Origin of the sequence: Cohaesibacter sp. CAU 1516 (assembly GCF_005771485.1) — a bacterium.
In the GTDB taxonomy this organism is placed as follows: domain Bacteria; phylum Pseudomonadota; class Alphaproteobacteria; order Rhizobiales; family Cohaesibacteraceae; genus Cohaesibacter; species Cohaesibacter intestini.
In genome coordinates this window covers 1,374,199-1,394,523 of record NZ_VANT01000001.1, presented here as the reverse complement: position 1 = coordinate 1,394,523, position 20,325 = coordinate 1,374,199, and the positions used below count along the sequence as shown (strand labels likewise).

The window sequence follows — 20,325 nt, the reverse complement described above, 5'->3', positions numbered from 1 at the left end:
GGAAGGCATTCATGCTTGCACATCTGCCCCCCATGTCCCATGCGCTGGAAGTCAGCGTGGTCATTCCCTGCAAGAACGAGAAAGACAATTTGGCCTTTCTGATCGACGAAGTCGGCAGCGCTTTAGCCGGCCGGCCATTCGAGCTTATCATCGTTGACGATGGGTCGGATGACGGGACGGATCAGTTGCTGCAAGCTTATTCCATCGAACGCCCTTGGCTGCGCCATATCCGCCATGAGAAATCCTGCGGCCAGTCCAATGCGGTGCGAACCGGATTGCTCCATGCACAAGGGGAGTTCATCGCCACTCTTGATGGTGACGGTCAGAATGATCCGGCCTTCTTCCCACAAATGATCGACGCTCTGAAAGCTGGTGATCCTGACCACGCACTTGCCGCTGGTCAGCGGATGAAGCGCACCGACGGCTTTGTCAAGAAATACGGCTCACGATTGGCAAACAGCATCCGTCAGTCTTTGCTCAAGGACAATACACGCGATTCCGGCTGTGGTCTCAAGGTGATCCGCCGTCAGGTCTTTCTCAATTTGCCCTTCTTCGAAGCCTGGCACCGGTTCCTGCCTGCCTTGGTCGTTCGTGAAGGACTGAAGGTCGTCCATATCGATGTGATTGACCGTGGTCGGTCCCATGGCACCTCAAAATATGGAATCTTTGATCGTCTCTGGGTCGGCATACTCGATCTGCTCGGGGTTTATTGGTTGCGCAAGCGTCGCAAGAAAATTCCGGTGATCAAGGAAATTTCTTTGACTGGTCAGAATGGACCTGAAACCTGATCATGCGTGAACCTGCAAATGCTCGCGGCGGCGGTCTGTACCAGACCTTGCGCCCCTATCTAAAAGGCCTGATCATGATCGGGTCTCTGGTCGCTATTGGTTACGGCCTCAAGGCGATCGGCATTGCGGATATGTTTGACGAGCATTGGGTCGACGCGCAAGTCAAGGGCAGGGGCGTTTCGGGATATCTGCTATTCGTCGCCATGGGTGGTCTATTGGCAGCGGTCGGCTTTCCGCGTCAGGCCATTTCATTCATGGGCGGTTATGCCTTCGGCTTTCTGGGCGGCACTGCGCTCGCCGTATTGGCAACCAGTTGTGGCTGCATCCTTTCCTTCACCTATGCCCGCCTGATGGGGCGCGGCTTCGTTCAGCGCAATTTCGGCAAACGCGTCGCACGCTTTGAACAGGTGCTGACCGGCAGCCCCTTCGTCACCACGCTGTTGATCCGGTTTCTCCCGGTGGGCAGCAACCTTGTCACGAACCTCATCGCAGGGGTCACCCATGTGCGGGCCATCCCCTTCGTGCTTGGGTCTGCGGCCGGATATATTCCCCAAACCGCCATTTTTGCCTTGATGGGCAGTGGCGTGCAAGTGGATCAAACCGCACAGATCGGCGTAGGGGTCGTCTTGTTCGTGATTTCCGGTGCCTTGGGTGCCTATCTGTATCGTCACATCCAACTGGGCAAGCGATTGGAACAGACCAAAACGAGTGTCGAACTAGCGCTCGAAGATGATGAAATCATGAAGGACGTCATCTGACACGAGTCATGAGGGCAACAAAAAAAGGCAGCCACAGGCTGCCTTTAAGTGTTTTCAAGATCAATTCGCCTACTTGGCTGAGCTCAAGGCCGCGAAGCCACCTTCCAGATCCTCTTTCAGGTCTGAAACATCTTCCAAACCAATGTGCAGCCGGATCAACTGGCCGGGCTCATTCCATGTGGTTGCCGTGCGATAGTTCCGCGGATCAGCATGAATCACGAGGCTTTCAAAGCCACCCCAACTATAGCCCAGACCAAACAGGTCCAGAGCATCGATGAAGGCGCAAGCCTGTTTCTTGCTGACATCTTTCAGCACCACGCCCATCAGGCCGCACGCGCCTGTAAAGTCCCGTTTCCAGATGGCATGACCGGGATCCGAGGGCAGAGGGGGATAGAGCACCCGATCCACCTCAGGCCGCGCTTCCAGCCATTGGGCCATCTCGAACGCACTTTCCTGATGCTGCCGCAACCGGATGCCCATGGTACGAAGGCCGCGCAAGGCTAGATACACATCATCCGGCCCGACATGATAGCCCATCGCGCCATGAACATCATAAAGACGCCCCCAAGCCCGCTCGTTGGCCGAAATGGTGCCCAGCATCACGTCAGAATGGCCAACAATATATTTGGTGCCCGCCTGAATGGTGATGTCCACACCATGTCCCATCGAATCAAAATAGAGCGGCGTACCCCATGTATTGTCGAGCAGAACCAGAATATCCCGATCCTTGCAGGCAGCAACGATGGCCGGAATATCCTGCATCTCGAATGTCTGCGACCCGGGCGCTTCGGTGAACACCGCAGACGTGTTGTCCTTGAAGAGGGTTGCGATTTCCCCTCCGATCAGCGGGTCATAATATTGAACCTCGACGCCCATTGGTTCGAGAACAGTCTTGGCAAAGTTACGGGTTGGCTCATAAACGCTGTCAGTGATCAGCACATGATCGCCTGCTTTACACGCAGAAAGCAGGGCCAGTGAACAGGCCGCAAGCCCGGAGGGGGCCAAAACGGATCCGTGCGCTCCCTCAAGGTCGGTCAGTGCATCGGTCAGCGCATTGGTGGTTGGGGTTCCCCGACGGCCATAGGCAAATTTGGATTTGCCAGAATAGAGTTGCTCGGTCGAATCAAACACCACAGTTGAGGCGTGAATCACGGGTGGATTCACAAATCCATCCTGTTCTTTTGGCGAGCGTCCAGTGGTCACAAGGCGGGTGGCAGTCTTCAGTGCCTTGGTGTTTTTTCCAGTATGATTTTTCATTGGTGACCTTTTGACTAGGTTTGAGCTCCACAGAGCGCGGCAGATTCATCGGAAATTGATCCCGCTCCGATTAAAATATTTCAAAAACCCGGTGTTAAGAAACATTTTTCATGGGAATCGACAAGTTTCGTGGATATCAGGTCACATTTCCTCTTGACCGAGATCAAATAATTTCCTTCGATAGCGGTGTCAATTGCACATCCTGCAATCGACCAAACAATGAAAGAACACGTGGCGGGATGCATCCAGTTCGGATTTTCCCGACAACATGTTCAAACTTGCAATCAAATCTTTCCTATCGGGCAACGAACATAGGCTGCAATATGAAAAAAGCTCTTCTCTCCGTACTTATGGGTTCTGCAATGGCTGTCGGCGCAACTGCTGCTGGCGCTGCCACTCTTGATGACGTAAAGGCCAAAGGCGCCGTACAGTGCGGTGTGAGCCAGGGTCTGCCAGGCTTCTCCAACCCTGATGATCAGGGCAACTGGACCGGCCTCGATGTCGATTTCTGCTACGCGGTTTCCGCTGCAATTTTTGGTGACGCTTCGGGCGCAAAATTCTCCCCACTGTCTGCTAAAGAGCGTTTCACCGCCCTGCAGTCTGGCGAGATCGACGTGCTGCCGCGTAACACCACCTGGACCATGACCCGTGACACCGCTCTGGGCCTGAACTTCGCTGGCGTAAACTATTATGACGGTCAGGGCTTCATGATCCGCAAGTCTCTGGGCGTCTCTTCCGCTCTGGAACTGTCTGGCGCATCTGTCTGCACCAACACCGGTACCACCACCGAGCTGAACGTGACCGACTATTTCCGTTCCAACAACATGGAACTCGAACTCGTTCAGTTCGAAAAAGCTGACGAAGTTGTTCAGGCATACGATTCCGGTCGTTGCGACGTTTACACCACGGATGCTTCCGGCCTGTATGCACAGCGCCTGAAACTCACCAACGCTGCTGACCATGTCGTTCTGCCGGAAATCATTTCCAAAGAGCCACTTGGCCCAGTTGTTCGTCAGGGTGACGACCAGTGGTTCAACATCAACAAATGGGTTCTGTTTGCAATGATCAACGCTGAAGAACTCGGCGTATCCCAGGCCAACGTTGATGAAATGAAAGAAAGCTCCAACCCTGCAATCCGTCGTCTGCTCGGCGTTGAAGGGTCCTTCGGTGAAAATCTGGGCCTCGGCAATGACTGGGCTTACAACGTGATCAAAGCCGTCGGCAACTATGGTGAAAGCTTCGACAAAAATGTCGGTCCGGACACCCCACTTGGCATTGCACGCGGCGTAAACGCTCTGTGGTCCAAAGGTGGTCTGATGTACGCACCGCCAATCCGTTAATCAATTGGATTACGCCCCGGCAGATACCACGAATCTGCCGGGGTAATTTTTTTGTTCGCGACAAAACAGCGTAAATACAATCATAACCCACATAAGTGGGAACGCTTGGCGTCGCGTCTCGATAGCCTGGTCAAAGCAATAACGAGCAACAAGACCAGTCACCAACGAGGCACAAATGGCTGCTAACTCTCATCAGGCTGGGGATGGTTCCTCGGCCAAGGGCTCGATATTTAACGATCCCAAGGTAAGGGGCTACATCTATCAGATCGTTCTTGTCGGCGGTTTGGTCTATTTGGTCTGGAACATTGTCCAGAACACCGCCCATAACCTTGAGAAACAGAATATCGCATCCGGTTTTGGCTTTCTGGACAATACGGCAGGCTTTCTGCCCAACCAGTCCCTGATTGACCTCTCCGCAACCTCAACCTATGCAGAAGCCCTGCTGGCGGGTTTGCTGAACACCTTGCTTATTGCAGTGATCGGCATCTTTTTCGCCACCATTGTCGGCTTCGTCATGGGTATTGCACGGCTGTCGAATAACTGGGTCATTTCCAAGATGGCTACGGTCTATATCGAAATTGTCCGCAACATTCCGCTGCTGTTGCAGCTGTTTTTCTGGTACTTCGCTGTTCTACGGACCGTTCCGCATCCAAAGCAGTCGCTGGATTTTGGCGGGGGCTTCTTCCTCAACAACCGCGGCTTCTTTATGCCAAAACCAGAATTTGGCGAAGGATCGGCTCTGATCCTGTATGCTCTGATTGCTGCGGTTCTCGGCGTCATCATCATGTACCGATGGGCCAAAAAGCGGCAAATGGCAACGGGCCAGCGATTCCCGGTCTTCATGACAGGCCTTGGCATGCTTATCGGCTTGCCTCTGGTTGCCTATTTCGTTGCCGGCATGCCGGTCACCTATGATCTGCCAGCGCTTAAAGGGTTCAACTTTGCCGGTGGCATGAAGGTTATCCCCGAATTTGTAGGCCTCTTACTCGCTCTGACAATCTATACCGGCGCCTTCATCGCCGAGATTGTCCGCGCAGGTATTTTGGCGGTCAGCCACGGGCAAACAGAAGCTTCCTATGCATTGGGTGTAAAGCCAAGCCATACGCTGCGATTGATCATCATCCCGCAAGCGATGCGCGTGATCATCCCGCCGCTGACGAGTCAATATCTGAACCTGACGAAAAACTCGTCCCTTGCGGTGGCGATTGCCTATCCAGACATTGTCTCGGTTGGTGGCACCGTGCTGAACCAGACAGGTCAGGCAATCGAGATCATTGGCATCTGGATGCTGGTCTATCTGTCCCTGTCCTTGATAACCTCCATGATAATGAACTGGTACAACCGGTCCATTGCCTTGGTCGAAAGATAGGAGAGATCGATGTCTGATATTCAAGCTGAGCAATCAGTCTCCTTTGTTCGCAAGGAAATGACGCCGGAAAAACCTGCGCCTTCCAGCATCAGAGGGCCCGTGCATTGGATGAAAGAAAGCCTCTTTTCCTCCGTGTCCAATACCTTGCTGACATTGTTGGGGGTATACCTGATCTATCTTCTGGTGCCGCCGCTTATTCAGTTCGCTTTTGTTGACGCCGTCTGGGAGGGCACCAACCGCGAAGCCTGCGTTGACACGCATGGGGCCTGCTGGGCCTATGTGAAGGCCTATTTCCCGCAGTTCGTCTATGGTCGTTATCCAGTAGAGGAATACTGGCGGGTTAACATTGTTTTCCTCGTTGGTGCTCTGGGACTGGTCCCCGCGCTCATTCCAGCTTTGCCATTCAAGCGTGAAAACATTCTTTTCATGGTGCTGGTCTATCCAGTGATGACCTTCAAGCTGTTGACCGGGGTGTCCCTGTCTTTCGAGACCTGGATTGCCGAATTTGTGATTGCAGTTGCCATTCTGCTCGGCATCGGCGCGGTGACTGCCTACGCAACCAAAAGCCCGATCAAGCCGCTTATGATCATCATCGGCGTCATTGCACTGGGTTTTGCGGCCATTCTTGCCGTCATGTCGATCGATTTTGGTCTGATGCCGGTTGAAACCGCAAAATGGGGTGGCTTCCTTGTGACCCTTGTGATCGCCATCACTGGCATCGCGGCATCCTTGCCTTTGGGTATCGCCTTTGCGTTGGGACGTCGGTCGAAAATGCCGGCCGTACGCCTCGTATCGGTGTTCTTCATCGAATTCTGGCGTGGCGTGCCGCTGATCACCGTGCTCTTCATGTCGTCTGTGGTGTTGCCACTCTTCCTGCCGGAAGGGGTTACATTTGACAAGTTGCTGCGCGCGCTGATTGGTGTTGCGCTCTTTTCCGCAGCCTATATGGCCGAGGTTGTCCGTGGTGGCTTGCAAGCCATCCCAAAAGGGCAGTATGAAGGGGCCGACGCACTGGGTTTGACTTTCTGGCAATCAACCGGACTGATCATTATGCCGCAAGCGCTGAAACTGGTTATTCCAGGCATCGTGAACACCTTCATCGGCTTGTTCAAGGATACCACGCTTGTGCTGATCATCGGTCTGTTCGACCTGTTGGGGCAGGTGCAGCTATCCTTCACGGATCCCAACTGGTCAACGCCATCGACGTCTCATACGGGCTATTTGTTCGCAGCCTCGATCTTCTGGATCTTCTGCTTCAGCATGTCCCGTTACTCAATTTTCATGGAAAACCGGCTGCACACCGGTCATAAACGATAAGCTTTAGGAGCACACTATGACTGATAAAACAGTTGACGCCTCCGAAATCCACGCTGACCGCACAAAGATGCATATATCGGACAGCGAAGTTGCCATCGAAATCGAAGGCATGAACAAATGGTATGGTGACTTCCACGTCCTTCGTGACATCAATCTCAAGGTCATGCAGGGAGAGCGTATCGTTATCGCCGGCCCATCCGGTTCAGGCAAATCCACGATGATCCGCTGCATCAACCGCCTTGAAGAGCATCAGGAAGGCAAGATTGTCGTAGACGGCATCGAGCTGACCAACGACCTCAAGAAAATCGACGAAATTCGTCGTGAGGTGGGCATGGTGTTCCAGCATTTCAATCTGTTCCCGCATTTGACCATTCTTGAAAACCTGACTTTGGCCCCGATCTGGGTGCGCAAGATGCCCAAGAAGGAAGCCGAAGAGATTGCGATGCACTATCTTGAGCGCGTCAAGATCCCTGAGCAGGCCTTGAAATATCCCGGCCAGCTCTCCGGTGGTCAGCAGCAGCGTGTGGCGATTGCCCGCTCGCTCTGCATGAACCCACGCATCATGCTGTTTGATGAGCCAACCTCAGCGCTCGATCCGGAAATGATCAAGGAAGTGCTCGATGTGATGGTGGGTCTTGCCGAAGAAGGCATGACCATGCTCTGTGTGACCCACGAAATGGGCTTTGCCCGTCAGGTTGCCAACCGCGTGATCTTCATGGATGCAGGCCAGATTGTTGAACAGAACGAGCCGGAAGCCTTCTTCACCAATCCGCAGCATGAGCGCACAAAGCTCTTCCTCAGCCAGATCCTGCACTAGGCAGAAATTGGGTTTGAACAAACTTGAGGCCCGGTCCATTGGATCGGGTCTTTTCGATTGGAAACCAGAACAAGACGTGATGAGTTTTTGGCATGACAACAGAGACAGTCGACAAATTGATCCTCTTGATGCCGGAACAGGAAGCTGACTATTTTGCGCAGCGGCTTTCTCATGTTCGACCCGAGCTGCAAACCAGCATTGCCCCGGACAAGGCAACGCTCGAAGCACTCTTTGCCAAGGCACCGACCTCGGTATCCCTATTTGGCTTTCTGACTGATGTCATCGTACCGGAAACGATGCTGTCGCAACTCGACCAAGCTCTCAATATCCACCCGGGACCGCCATGGATGCCCGGATATAGGCCCACAAAGACACTTTTGAAAACTGGGCAGAGGGCCTATGGCGTGACCCTACACGCAATGGCTCGCGACGTGGATACCGGACCGATCATCGCGGTCCGGCGATTTCAGGTGCCGCAAAGGGCGACACTAGAGCTGATCGAAACCATGGCCTATCAGCATAGCTTGCAACTGGCTCTTGACAATTTGGATCTAATCGCCGGGCACAAAAAGCCAATTTTTCACCCAACCGAACGCTGGGGAAAGCAATAGAGCGTGAAATGGCGCTAGGCTTCGGAGAGGATCGGACTGTCTTCCTTGGATGCCCATTCTGTCCAGGACCCATCATAGAGCGACAGGTTCGTCGCGCCAATCGTGTCCAGCGCCAAAGTCAGCACAGCCGCAGTTGAGCCAGATCCGCAAGACGTGATGATCTTCTTGCTCAGATCGACACCCGCTTCATCAAAAATCTGCTTCAATACATCAACTGGTTTCAAGCATCCGTCTTCGTCCACCAAAGTGACAAAGGGCACATTTTTCGAGTTCGGCATGCCGCCCGATGGTAAGTTTGGCCGTGGTTCAGGCGCAAGGCCACGCCAACGCTCTTCAGACCGTGCATCGACAATCTGCGCTTCCGGATCCTCGATTGCCTTGAGCATGTCGGCATAATCTTTGACCGCGCCATGATCGAGCCGCGCCTGAAAGCGACCCGTGACCCGGTGCGTCGGCTGATCGGTGAGGGGGCGTCCCTCGCGCTTCCATTTCGGCAAACCGCCATCAAGCACATAGACGTCTGACACGCCCATGGTGCGGAATGTCCACCAGACGCGCGGGGCTGACCAGATTCCCTTGCTGTCATACACGACGATCTTCTGGCCAGTTGAAATGCCAAGCGCTTCCACCGAGGTTGCAAAATAGTCCGGCGTTGGCAGCATATGTGGCAAGTCGACACTCAAATCAGCGACAGCATCCATGTCAAAATAGATTGCGCCGGGAATATGCTCTGCTTTGTGTTCGGCGATTGGATCTCTGTCTTCAATGGGCAGAAACCAGGAAGCGTCCACGACAACGAGGTCCGGGCTATCGAGATGGCCTTCGAGCCAGTCCGTGCTAACCAGCCATTTTGTTCTTTCACCCATTGGAACCTCCCAAACATCTGCCGCATCGGCATACCGAAAATCAAACCAACCCTAGCCAACGAGGTCGACCGCGAAAAGAGCCAAGCCCATTCATGCACCAAAAATGTATGGCAGCGAGGAAGTCTGGCACGAAAAAGCCGGATACAAAAAAGGCCGGGACTGCCCGACCTTTTCATTTCATTCAAACCACAGCGGCAATCATTCACCCGCCAGCTGTTCCCAGCAATCCATTGCCTTGGCCGCATACATCAGGGAAGGGCCTCCGCCCATATAGATCGCGGTGCCAAGAGCTTCTTCGAACTCGGCCTTTGTGCAGCCCAGCTTTAACAAGGCGCGGGTATGGAAGGCGATGCACGGCTCGCACCGCTGACCAATGGCGATTCCAAGCGCGATGAATTCCTTGGTTTTGGAATCAAGCGCGCCGGGCTTGTCAGCCCCGGCTGACATGGCGGAAAAGCCAGCCATGGTGTCCGGAATATCCTTGCGCAAGGTTCCGATTTGTTTGGACACATCAGTCATCAGCTTTTTATAGTCAGTCGCCATGGGAATCCTCATTTAGTCAGCGTCTTTCGAGCCAGATGCCCACAAGGAGCATCGAACAAATGACAGCAGGGTTGTATCTCGCCAGATAATCATGCCCGAACAGGCACCCGGGAGCAGATCCTGTCGTATCTGCATGATCGTCTTACGCCTCTGCCAACCGTATTTCAATTATCGTGAAAATATAGGCAGTGCATAACCATTACTCTGGCTGTTTATGGCAGCAGAGTGCCATAAACCCACCCGCTGCCAATGAACTTATTTGTCGCAAGTCTCGGTTTCCACAAAAGGTATGAAAAAAGGGCGCCGCAAGGCACCCTTTTCATGGTCACATTGTTAATCTTCATCAGGCCTCGGCCACCAGTGGCGGCTTGACGCGGCTCTCTCGGGTCAACCATTGCGGCACAGGCAGGCCCTTGGAGGCCAGAAAATCGGGATTGTAGAGCTTGGACTGATACCGCGTGCCATAGTCGCACAGAATGGTTACGATCACATGGCCCGGCCCCAATGCTTTTGCCAACTCGACTGCACCGGCAATGTTGATTGCTGATGAGCCACCAAGGCACAGGCCTTCATGTTCGAGAAGATCAAACACATAGGGAAGGGCGTCCTTGTCGGCGATCTGGAAGGGATGATCCACGCTCAGGCCTTCCAGATTGGCCGTGATCCGGCCCTGACCGATGCCTTCTGAAATCGAAGATCCTTCAGATTTCAACTCACCATGCTTGTAATAATTGTAGAGTGCGGCGCCATGCGGGTCGGCCAGACCGATCTTGATATCCGGGTTGTGGGCCCGCAGACCCTGAGCGGTTCCAGCCAGCGTACCGCCAGTCCCGACAGCGCAGATGAAACCGTCGATTTTGCCATCCGTTTGGTGCCAGATTTCCTGCGAAGTGGTCTCGATATGAGCCTGACGGTTGGCCACATTGTCAAACTGGTTGGCCCATATGGCTCCATTTGGTTCACTCTGATTGAGTTGTTCAGCGAGACGCTGGGACACCTTGACGTAATTGTTGGGATTGCGATACGGCACGGCTGGCACTTCCACCAACTCCGCGCCCGCAAGGCGCAGCATGTCTTTTTTCTCCTGAGACTGGGTCTCAGGAATGACAATCACCGTGCGATAGCCAAGAGCATTGGCGAGCAGCGCAAGCCCGATCCCCGTATTGCCGGCGGTGCCTTCGACAATTGTGCCACCGGGGCGCAAGCTGCCATCAGCAACAGCTTGTCTGATAATATAGAGGGCGGCACGATCCTTGACGGACTGCCCCGGATTGAGGAACTCCGCCTTGCCAAGGATTTCACAGCCCGTCGCCTCACTCGCCGCATTCAAGCGAATAAGGGGGGTGTTGCCAATTGCATTGGTCACATCTGCACGGATTTCCATGGGGTCGCTATCCTGTTCTGGTCTGATTTCATGGATGGAATGTAGGAAAACCGCGCTTTGGAAACAAGCCAGTCCCAATGCGTGAGGCAATACAAAAACCGCGATTTTTCGTACATGACACCATCTGCGGTGGCTCGGTCTCTTACGATCCAGCTTCAGGGCAAATTTTGTCATGCCGCCCGGCTTGCGAAAAAGACTTTTTCATGCACAACGGATCGGGACCTGCATCGGGAGCAGCCGATCAGAATGAACCCAACTGCAAGCAACTGTGATTGGACAAGGAGCGATTGCATCTGACTATGATGTCAAACAATGGTTATTGATGTTGCGCCCCATAGATGCCATGGTTGCATCAGTGGATTAGCGCTTCAAAAACACTTGGCAACCAACAGGTTGAAGACGGGGAAGCATGGAAAAGAGCCTTTTTCAATTTGTCTGGCGCTACAGTAGGACACAGCAGATCATCCTGTTTCTGATTACGCTGCTTTCCTTTCCTATCCTTTACTACACGCTTGAGCTTCCCAAGCTGATCGTCAATGACGCAATTTCAGGAAAGAATTTCCCGCGATCTCTTTTGGGAGCCGAATGGGGGCAGATCGACTATCTGCTGCTCCTGTGCTTCTCCTTCCTTGGCCTCGTAGTGATCAACAATGCAGTCAAATATGTGTTGAATGTCTATCGCGGGCTGGTGGGTGAACGGATGCTGCGCCGCTTGCGCTATGATTTATATAAACGCGTCCTGCTGTTCCGTTTGCCTCGTTTTCGCAAGATGAGTTCCGGTGAAATCATCCCGATGATCACCTCGGAAGTAGAGCCACTGGGCGGGTTTATCGGCGATGCAGTGGCGTTGCCCGCCTTTCAGGGCGGTCAGCTCCTGGTCTATCTGGTCTTCATCTTCGTGCAGGACCCGCTGCTGGGCGTCGCAGCGATCACTTTCTATCCCGTTCAGGGCTATATCATCCCCAAACTGCAAAAGCGGGTGAATATGCTCAATAAGGAGCGTGTCCGCAATGTCCGGCGTATTTCCGACCGGATCGGGGAAAGTGTGCAGGGCATCACAGAAATCCATGCCAACGACACCGCCCAATGGCATCTGGCAGAATTGACCGACCGGCTACACGCCAATTTCACCATCCGGTTTGCGGTTTTCCGCCGCAAATTCATGATCAAGTTCATCAATAACTTCATCAACCAGTTGACCCCCTTCTTCTTCTACTCGATCGGCGGATATCTGGTGATCAAGGGCGACGTCAGTTTTGGGGCATTGGTTGCGGTTTTGGCTGCCTACAAGGACTTGGCGGGTCCATGGAAGGAGCTGCTCGGCTATTACCAGAATCAAGCCGATGTACGCATCAAATATGAGGCCATTGTCGAGAATTTCGATATACCCGATCTGTATCCAGACACTCGTATCTCTACGGAACCGACTGAAGATCTGCTCTCTGCAATGGCAGGTCAAATGAAACTCGATCATGTCACCTATGTGGGAGATTCTGCCGGGCAGGAGCTGTCCGCCATCACCTTGTCGATAGACCCCGGCGAGACGGTTGCCTTGGTGGGAGGAGATGGGAGTGGCCGCACCGAACTGGCCGCCATGCTAGCAGGTTTGCTGTCGCCCAAATCGGGTCGCCTGACGGTAGGAGGCAAGAATCTTGAAGAAATGCCGGAAAGCGTCATCGGACAGAAGGTTGCCTATATCGGCCCATCGCCGCAGATCTTTTCTGGCACCATTCGATCCAATCTGCGTTACAGCATTCGCAACCGGCCAATTTCCACCCCCGAAGCGCTTGATGATCTGGCCGATCGCATGCGGGAAGCCGAACTGACCGGCAATACACCCTATGTTATTGAAGCCATTTGGGAAAATTATCAAGCGGCAGGCGTTGCGACACCCGAAGAACTCGACACCCGCGCTGTCGAATTGTTGAATCATGTGGGACTTGGAGATGACATTTACCAGATGGGACTGCGCTCTCGCTTTCCTGAAAATCTGGATGAAAAGACCCAGAATGCCATTCTGATGGCGCGTAACAAGTTGTTCGATGATGTTCAGGCAAACCGCAACCTGTCCTCCAAAATCGCCTTCTGGATCAGGGATGCGTTCAACCCCACTGCAACGCTCGCTGAAAATCTGCTTTTTGCCACCTCCGCCGATCGTCATACCGAAGTCGGCATGCTGTCGGAAAATGACCATGTGCGTGCCTTCCTCAACCAAAGCGGTTGCCGCAAGCTGTTTGTCGAAATCGGCATAGCTGTGGCCGATGCGATTATCGAACTCTTCTCTGACATAGACGGAGACAGCGCTATCCTCGAGTCCCTCGACCTGATGACTGCGACAGAGTTGGTTGAATATCGCAATCTTGTTGCAAAGGCACACAGTCAGGGAGCAGAAGCGCTTGAACGCTGGGAAACACGCCGTTTCATCGCGCTGGCCTTTCGCCTCAGTCCCGCTCGCCACCGTCTGGGTGTGTTGTCAGATGAGCGCGCCGCACAAATCGTCTCCCTGCGGGAAGCCTTTCGGCAAAGCCTGTCTGAAGAGGATCGCAAGGATTTCGCCTTTTTTGATCGCGACGCAGTCCATCCCTATTTCTCCATTTCGGAAAATTTGGTCTTCGGCCTGCCACGTGCGGATCGCCGGGGCAGCCAGGAGACCGTCGCAAGGCTGGTCTCTGACATCAGCGAAGAGGTAGGCCTCACGGCCTATATCATGCAGGCGGGGCTCGACTTCGATGTCGGCGTGATGGGCAGCGTTCTATCCGTCGGGCAAAGACGCAAAATTGCGCTGGTTCGTGCCTTGCTCAAACAACCAACAATCCTCATCGCTGACGATCTGCTGCAAGGCACATCCGAAGATCAGGTAACCCACGCTTTGGTGGAACAGGCGATGGCCAATAAGACCGTCATCTGGGGCGTCAATCGTCCCGACTTGGCACCCAATTGTGATAAACTCCACATCATGCAATCAGGCCGGATCGTCCAGTCCGGCGCACCACAAGACATTCTGGAGACTGTCTGATGCTAGTGATCCGCGACCGACAACAGCAACAGGACACCTGCCTTCATCACCGGAGGAAACACTCATGGGCTTGAATACTGAGGTCGAAACGCTCAAGAAAGTGCCCCTCTTTAAGGGCATCGAAGCGGCCAAGCTCAAGCTGTTGGCCTTCATCAGTGATCGATTGTTTTTCACTCAAGGAGAGCATCTGTGTGATCAGGGTGAAACAGGCGATGCCGCTTACATCATACTGGATGGCACAGCCGATGTTCTGGTTGATACGCCCGATGGTCCGGTCAAGGTTGCCGATTTCACCGTCAATGACATTGTGGGTGAAATCGCTATTCTTTGCGATGTGCCCCGCACAGCAACCATTGTAGCGGCGACGGATCTGGAAGCTTTGGCAATTTCTAAAGACAACTTCCTTAAACTGTTGCGAGAATTTCCAGATGTTTCATTGGAAGTGATGCGGGAATTGGGTCAGCGCCTGGACCGGATGAACAAGGAACTGACCTTGCTGAAGTCGTGAACCGGCGCATGGCACCAAAGCCGTAACAGGAGACAACATTGAGTGAAGTGGTAAAGGTACGGTTTTGGGGCGTTAGAGGGTCAATACCCTGTTGCACACCGGAAACGAGCCGCTATGGCGGCGACACAGCCTGCATTGAGATTTCCTGCGGCGATGATGTCATCGTGATTGATGGCGGCTCTGGCATCCGGCATCTCGGGCTTGATCTCATCTCCCGCGGAACAGAGCAACTGGATCTGTTTGTCACGCATTATCATTTTGATCATCTGTGCGGCATGCCTTTCTTTTGCTCGGCCTACAATCCCAATGTGAAGGTGAGGGCCCATGGCCCGATCCTCGACAACGGCGTGACCTTGCATGATGCCTTGTCAAAACTGATGGAACCGCCGCTTTTTCCGGTGACCACCACACTTCTGACATGCACCACCTTCAGTGAATTTACCATCGGCGAGACCATGGAACTCGATAACGGTGCCAAAATCCAAACAATCCGGCTGAACCATCCAGGTGGGGCCTGTGGTTATCGGATCGAATGGAAAGGGCGTGTCATCGCCATCGTCACTGATTTTGAGCATGAAGCAGGTGGCCTTGGTGAAGATATCAAAGCCTTTGTCAGTGGTGCCGACCTGATGGTTTTTGATGCGATGTATACAGCAGAGGACTATCCCAAATATGTTGGCTGGGGTCACTCCACCGATGATGTGTGTCTGCAACTGGCGAAAGAGACATCGGTCAAGCAATCCATTCTGTTTCATCACGCACCTTACCGTACGGATGAAGCACTCGATCAGATACAGGCCCATGTCAATGCCTCATCAAATGGTGTCACCGTCGGTCGGCAAGGCATGGTGGTTGAGTTGCCTGCCGATTTGTCAGACGATCAAACGCCGGATTAAACACGCTATACAGATTGTGTCGCAGCGCTCATATCAATTTTGATTGCCAACATCATGACTTTGCCAAAGATCCTCCGGACAATCATCAATATGGGCCACAATCGGCCCGATGAGCATGTCCCCCGGCGTGTGCTTAGAGAAATCCAGACACAGGAAGAAGCCGCCGAAATCCTGATCGGCTGGGTTCAGTTGTTGGTTATCTGCCTGTTCGGCACACTCTATCTCATTGCGCCTCGGGCGGAAGGCGGCAATCTGGGGCATAATTTCGTGCCCATGGCCCTGGTCGGCTATCTGCTGTTCACCCTCGCCAAGCTCTTTCTGGCCCACCGCCAATTGCTACCCAACTGGCTGATCATTCTGTCGATTCTGATTGATGTTTCGATGTTGCTGGGGATCATTTTCAGCTATCATATCCAGTATCTCCAGCATCCTTCATTTTATCTGAAATCGCCGACCTTCCTATATTTATTCCTCTTCATCGCTCTGCGGTCCTTGCGGTTCGATGCTCGCTATGTGCTTTTCACGGGTGCTGTCGCGGTTGTCGGTTGGATAGGAATGCTGGGCTATGCGCTTTTTTCCGACATGGACGGTATGCTGATCACGAGGAACTATGTCACCTACATCACCAGTGACTCGATTCTGATTGGAGCAGAACTGGACAAGATATTTGTCATCATCGCCGTGACCATCATTTTGACATTGATGTTGCTAAGAGGCCGCAGTCTGCTTTTCACGGCGGTCAAGGAACAGACAGCAACGCAACAATTACAGCGCTTCTTCTCCGATGATGTTGCACGTTCAATTACCGATTCTGACGAGGTGATGCAGGCCGGTGAGGGGGAGTTACGCGATGCGGCGATCATGCTGGTTGACGTACGGGGCTTCACCCGAATTTCCGCAGATCTGGCGCCCGAACTAACCATCCAGATCCTTGCAGACTATCAATCCATAGTCGTCCCGTTGATCGAGAAGGCCGGTGGTTCGGTCGACAAATTTCTGGGTGACGGCATATTGGCCACTTTTGGCGCGGTCACTGTCATCGAGAATCCCGCAGCCCGAGCTTTGGAGGCCGCAGAATCAATTATCCTGACCATGGCTGAAAAGTCCCATGCCTTTACAGAACTGGGGTGGCCGGAGCCCTTCAGGATAGGTGTCGCAGTGGATTTTGGTCGCGTGATGGTTGGCGTTATTGGAGTGCATGATCGCCTTGAATTCACGGTGATTGGCGATGCGGTCAACCGGACTGCCAAATTGGAAGATGCCAACAAGGCGCAACAATCATGCCTTGTCACGTCCAAAGCCTGTTTCGAGCGGGCCGTCGAGGATGGTTTCACACCGGGATCCCGAACCGATCACCGCATAGGCGTGCCGGTTGCAGGATTGCCTGACCCGATCGATATTGTCGTCTGGCCGGAGCCCGAGAGACGAGCTTAACGGGGCCCGTCAGTTGGCCATGCTGGCTGCAGGATCGAATATGCGCTGCCAGAGGAAACCAAACAGGCGACTGTCGAGATGTCCACGCACATGCTCTGTCGGCATCAAGGCCACCGGATCCTCAGCGGCGTCTGGCCGAGCGGCCAATGCGAAGTTGAACCCGAAATGCGGTGGATAGCCCATCCGCATGTCGGCAATATAGATGCGCCCTTCCGTCTCGGCCAAGCGATAAAATCCATGAGAAAAAGCCACGACCTGTTGCGCTTTTGAACCATTTGTCAGTAAGGCGATCAGATCAGAACGTCGCTCTTGCGTCCTCAGTGCGATTGGCTTGTCCGCATCTTCCAGCAACGACCGCAAACCATAATGAACCTTGTCACCTTCGCGCACCATTACATACCAAAGCACCGAATTGCCAAAAGTTGGCGTGACATAGACATCATCAATTTTCGTTGCCGTGGCGGCCATCTGCGCTCTGAGCTTTTGCTCTACCTGATTTTGCGCGATCAATCCCCAACCGAGATAAAGGGTGGAGAAGAGCAGGGCCACAATTGTGACGGATCCAGCACGTGTTGCTCGGCCATCTGGCCGCACACGACCTCGCACCAAGATCCAGATGGTCGCAAACAACAAGGGCAGAGTATAAACCGGATCAATGATCGATATCGACGCAACCCCGACCGGTGCCTGAGGCAGCGTCGGAATGATTTCCTTGAGACCCCAGAATATTTGCGTACCGTAACTCGTCAACGCATCGAGCATGATGTGAGTGAACAGGATCAGCCACGCCATATAAATCATGCGCATTGGTGCAGCACGCGCTGTCTTATGCAGGCGACTGATCATCAACCCAAGGGGAAAGGCTGCCAAACCCGTCAGAATCAAGGAATGCGACCAGGAGCGATGCATGACGAAACTGTCGATCGGGTCCACATAGCGCACCAGCACATCCAGATCGGGCAGGGTGCCCAAACCGATCCCCCACAAGGCAGCCTTGCGCCCCAAATGGCGACCACCCACTGCATAGCCGACTGTTGCGCCCAATACCGCCTGCGTCAAGGAATCCATATACTGCTCCAACCTGCCTGACAAATGACCTGTGTCTTGCTCATCAAGTCTTGGCAGCATGTAGGCCCTTCATCCACCAGATACAAGCGCCAACCCTTTGATAGGTGGCTTTTCGTGTGCGACAGCTGGAATGCAACACAAGATCGCAAACATAAAAAACACCCCCAGCCGATTGGCTGGAGGTGCCTTTTAGTGTGGGGAAGAGGAGCCTATTTGGACAGGCCGATGCGTTTCAGGAAGGCTTTGTGGCTATCAACCATTTTGGCGGCTTCCGGCGTTTTCTTGGCCCATGCATCCCACGCGGTTTTTGCAGCGCTGCGGAACTGAGCACGATCTTCTGCGGACCAGTCATAGGTGGAGACACCCATATCGTCCATTTTTGCAAAAGCTTCGCCGTTTTCGATCATCGTGATCATCACATAGTCAGACATCAGCTTCTTATGTGCGGTTTCGATGATGCGTTGCTGGCCTTTGGACAGACCATCCCAGGCATCCTGACGGCAGGCCAGCTGGTCAGAAGACATGGAGTGGAAGCCCGGATAGGTGGTGTGCTTGGCTACGTCATAAACACCAAGGGAGGTGTTCTGAGCGAGTGTGGAAGCGTCAGCACCATCAACAATACCGGTTTCGAGAGCGGTAAAGATTTCGGTGAAGTCCATGACCACAGGCTTGGCGCCAAGAGACTGGAAAATTTCTGTTTCCAGGCCCGGAGGAGAGCGGAATTTGAAGTTTTTGAGGGCACCAATGTTAGGCAATGGCTTGGTTGAGTTCAGGGATTCCTGACCACCAACCTGTGCACCGACGAAGTGCATGTTGTATGGAGCATAAAGCTCATTGATCGCTTCGCGACCGCCGCCAAAGTTGATCCATGCCAAATATTGCATTGGGGTGTCATAGCCACCCATTGTATCGGCAACAAACTGGAAGGCCGGGTTTTTACCGGTCTGATAAGACCCGTTGGTCATATCACAATCAAGAATACCCGTGGCAGCAGCGTCAAAGGTTTCAGACGGTTTTACCAAAGCAGCCGAATAGAAGAATTCGACCTTGATCGAGCCTTCAGACATCACTTCGATATCATCGACGAACTTGGCGAGCAGTTTACCCTGTGTTGATTCTGGCGCCATATGCGATTGGATTCGCAATGTGACATCTGCAGCGCTAGCCGCAGACGTAAGAATGCCGAAGCTGAGTGCCGTAGCCATCGCCAGTTTAGTTGATAGTTTCACCTGAGTGTCCTTTCAAATATTGGAACTACCAGGCGCCCGGATCAAAAGATTCGGGCTCCCCCAAAAGACCCGCGAAAGGGTCGCTTGATCGCCTGAAGAGACTGTGTTTCTCCATATCAGCCGACTATCAGTCGGTCTGAATCCCCTCTTCAGACAATTTCTAGGCGCACGACCATCATGGTGGTATCCGCGCGTGCCCATAAATCAGATACACATCCTCACATTGAAGACGCCGGTTTGTTAAGATTCTGCAGCAAGTGGTTGGTCAGATGCTCACGCACCGCATCAGCATCCTTCTCAAGCGCAGCATCCAGAATGCGCTGGTGATGATGAATGTTGGCAGGAACCTTGTGGAAGTCTCTGTCTTGGAAATTGAGTTGCTGTCGATGACGGAAGAAAACACTCTCATGCGTCTGGATCAGAACGTCATTCTGGCAGGCAGAGATCAGCGTCTTGTGGAAGTCCAACTCGGCATGCATCCATAGCATCAGCAGTTCCGGAGACGGATCTTTGTTATCCTTGGCTCGGGATTCAATATGCCCCAGAGCATAGTGCGCCGCGGACAGCTGCGCCTCCCAGGCAATGCCTCCGTTACGCACGGAGTGCACCGCACCCTCGCATTCGAGCAGAATGCGAAAATGGGTCAATTCATCCTGCAACTGGTCAGATTGAGCAGGCTTACGAAACCCGCGCTGCTCCTGAAAATCGACAAGTCCAAGCGTTGAGAGCCGGAAGAGGACTTCTCTCATTGTCGAAGCCGAAACCCCATAATCCATCCGCAAGTCTTCCGCACGAATGCGTTGCTGAGGTGCAAATTCAGCGCTGACCATCCGGTCGCGCATATTTTCGAACATATCTGCTATTTCTGACATTTTACCACAAAGATGTTTGTGTTTAAAAATCACGAGATAACGCATAATTTCATAATTTTTGTATAATCTCAATGTTTTTCTTGCGGCCTTTGGTTTTGGACGTTAACTTTTATCCCTAGGAGCTAGCCTCGGCCTCACTTATCCAAAGGCCTAATCGGGCAGCCTGATGCATTGGCAAGGAGTTGGAGGATTCCAAGATTGTCAGCGTTGGGACGCACGGTAGGCCAGGGAAGTCCGCGCCAGTCCATCACG

18 protein-coding genes are annotated in these 20,325 nt (G+C 53.3%); 11 read left to right on the top strand and 7 right to left on the bottom strand.

What is annotated here, in order from left to right:
• The first annotated feature begins 11 nt into the window (after positions 1-11).
• The gene (locus FDK21_RS06360; protein ID WP_171021962.1) at positions 12-788 is read left to right on the top strand and encodes a glycosyltransferase family 2 protein; all 777 of its coding nucleotides are present in this window, start codon (positions 12-14) and stop codon (positions 786-788) included.
• 2 nt (positions 789-790) lie between these two features.
• Positions 791-1,546 (top strand): VTT domain-containing protein, encoded by a 756-nt coding sequence (locus FDK21_RS06355; RefSeq protein WP_138147837.1) that lies wholly within the window; start codon positions 791-793, stop codon positions 1,544-1,546.
• Positions 1,547-1,615: 69 nt separating this feature from the next.
• Here FDK21_RS06355 and metC read toward each other — a convergent pair whose 3' ends face one another.
• Complete coding sequence (gene metC / locus FDK21_RS06350) at positions 1,616-2,803, bottom strand: cystathionine beta-lyase (protein WP_138147836.1); 1,188 nt, start codon at positions 2,801-2,803, stop codon at positions 1,616-1,618.
• Positions 2,804-3,126: 323 nt separating this feature from the next.
• Between metC and FDK21_RS06345 the strand changes: the two genes are divergently transcribed.
• The 5 genes from FDK21_RS06345 (at position 3,127) to FDK21_RS06325 (ending at position 8,257) form a co-directional block, all read left to right on the top strand.
• The gene (locus FDK21_RS06345) at positions 3,127-4,143 is read left to right on the top strand and encodes an amino acid ABC transporter substrate-binding protein (RefSeq protein WP_114011210.1); all 1,017 of its coding nucleotides are present in this window, start codon (positions 3,127-3,129) and stop codon (positions 4,141-4,143) included.
• A 175-nt stretch (positions 4,144-4,318) separates the two neighbouring features.
• Entirely contained in the window at positions 4,319-5,512 is a 1,194-nt protein-coding gene (locus FDK21_RS06340; protein WP_138147835.1) for an amino acid ABC transporter permease, read from the top strand.
• Between the two features lie 9 nt (positions 5,513-5,521).
• A complete protein-coding gene (locus FDK21_RS06335) occupies positions 5,522-6,829 on the top strand; it encodes an amino acid ABC transporter permease (RefSeq protein ID WP_114011208.1) in 1,308 nt (435 codons plus the stop codon).
• 16 nt (positions 6,830-6,845) lie between these two features.
• Positions 6,846-7,646: an amino acid ABC transporter ATP-binding protein gene (locus FDK21_RS06330; RefSeq protein ID WP_114011207.1), complete on the top strand. Its 801-nt coding sequence runs from the start codon at positions 6,846-6,848 to the stop codon at positions 7,644-7,646.
• Between the two features lie 92 nt (positions 7,647-7,738).
• On the top strand, positions 7,739-8,257 hold the full coding sequence (locus FDK21_RS06325; RefSeq protein WP_138147834.1) for a formyltransferase family protein: 519 nt from the start codon (positions 7,739-7,741) through the stop codon (positions 8,255-8,257).
• A gap of 14 nt (positions 8,258-8,271) precedes the next feature.
• Here FDK21_RS06325 and sseA read toward each other — a convergent pair whose 3' ends face one another.
• The 3 genes from sseA to FDK21_RS06310 form a co-directional block, all read right to left on the bottom strand.
• Entirely contained in the window at positions 8,272-9,123 is an 852-nt protein-coding gene (gene sseA / locus FDK21_RS06320) for a 3-mercaptopyruvate sulfurtransferase (protein WP_138147833.1), read from the bottom strand.
• 198 nt (positions 9,124-9,321) lie between these two features.
• A complete protein-coding gene (locus FDK21_RS06315) occupies positions 9,322-9,666 on the bottom strand; it encodes a carboxymuconolactone decarboxylase family protein (protein ID WP_114011204.1) in 345 nt (114 codons plus the stop codon).
• 343 nt (positions 9,667-10,009) lie between these two features.
• A complete protein-coding gene (locus tag FDK21_RS06310) occupies positions 10,010-11,050 on the bottom strand; it encodes a cysteine synthase A (protein WP_138147832.1) in 1,041 nt (346 codons plus the stop codon).
• 409 nt (positions 11,051-11,459) lie between these two features.
• Here FDK21_RS06310 and FDK21_RS06305 point away from each other — a divergent pair, with 409 nt between their 5' ends.
• The 4 genes from FDK21_RS06305 to FDK21_RS06290 all read left to right on the top strand — a co-directional run bounded on the left by FDK21_RS06305 (position 11,460) and on the right by FDK21_RS06290 (position 16,904).
• Positions 11,460-14,066 (top strand): ABC transporter ATP-binding protein/permease, encoded by a 2,607-nt coding sequence (locus tag FDK21_RS06305; protein WP_138147831.1) that lies wholly within the window; start codon positions 11,460-11,462, stop codon positions 14,064-14,066.
• A 64-nt stretch (positions 14,067-14,130) separates the two neighbouring features.
• Positions 14,131-14,574 carry a Crp/Fnr family transcriptional regulator gene (locus FDK21_RS06300; protein WP_114011201.1) on the top strand — a complete coding sequence of 148 codons (444 nt, stop codon included), beginning with the start codon at positions 14,131-14,133 and terminating at the stop codon, positions 14,572-14,574.
• Positions 14,575-14,621: 47 nt separating this feature from the next.
• On the top strand, positions 14,622-15,470 hold the full coding sequence (locus FDK21_RS06295; protein WP_246657515.1) for an MBL fold metallo-hydrolase: 849 nt from the start codon (positions 14,622-14,624) through the stop codon (positions 15,468-15,470).
• Between the two features lie 54 nt (positions 15,471-15,524).
• Positions 15,525-16,904, top strand: a complete 1,380-nt coding sequence (locus FDK21_RS06290) for an adenylate/guanylate cyclase domain-containing protein (RefSeq protein ID WP_210238683.1) — start codon at positions 15,525-15,527, stop codon at positions 16,902-16,904.
• A gap of 9 nt (positions 16,905-16,913) precedes the next feature.
• On the opposite strand, the gene FDK21_RS06285 is transcribed toward FDK21_RS06290, so the two are convergent.
• From FDK21_RS06285 to FDK21_RS06275, 3 genes are all read right to left on the bottom strand, one after another.
• Positions 16,914-17,972, bottom strand: a complete 1,059-nt coding sequence (locus FDK21_RS06285; protein ID WP_171021961.1) for a metal-dependent hydrolase — start codon at positions 17,970-17,972, stop codon at positions 16,914-16,916.
• 209 nt (positions 17,973-18,181) lie between these two features.
• Positions 18,182-19,201, bottom strand: a complete 1,020-nt coding sequence (locus FDK21_RS06280; RefSeq protein WP_245418534.1) for a TRAP transporter substrate-binding protein — start codon at positions 19,199-19,201, stop codon at positions 18,182-18,184.
• A 218-nt stretch (positions 19,202-19,419) separates the two neighbouring features.
• Entirely contained in the window at positions 19,420-20,118 is a 699-nt protein-coding gene (locus FDK21_RS06275; RefSeq protein WP_210238682.1) for a GntR family transcriptional regulator, read from the bottom strand.
• Positions 20,119-20,325 lie beyond the last annotated feature (207 nt).